This is a genomic window from Citrobacter sp. MGH 55, from assembly GCF_016906145.1.
Lineage (GTDB): Bacteria > Pseudomonadota > Gammaproteobacteria > Enterobacterales > Enterobacteriaceae > Citrobacter_A > Citrobacter_A amalonaticus.
The window spans coordinates 1,832,549-1,832,751 of the sequence record NZ_CP070239.1 but is presented as its reverse complement, the minus strand read 5'-3'; the positions used below and the strand labels follow the sequence as shown (position 1 = coordinate 1,832,751).

The 203-nt window shown below is 51.7% G+C and carries 1 tRNA gene; it reads left to right on the top strand.

Annotation, left to right across the window (positions count from 1 at the left end):
* The first annotated feature begins 116 nt into the window (after window positions 1–116).
* Window positions 117–192: transfer RNA gene (locus JTI98_RS07255), tRNA-Phe, on the top strand.
* Window positions 193–203: the final 11 nt, after the last annotated feature.

The following is a 203-nucleotide window of genomic DNA, read 5'->3' as shown; positions in this document are numbered from 1 at the left end:
GATTAGGGCAAACTGGACGCAGAAATGGTCGGATTGCCGCAAACTTAAGCAGTTGAACAGCTTTTCCCTAAATTTGGTTGACTGGCGTGCATGATTACGGTTTAATGCGCCCCGTTGCCCGGATAGCTCAGTCGGTAGAGCAGGGGATTGAAAATCCCCGTGTCCTTGGTTCGATTCCGAGTCCGGGCACCACTTCTTCAGAG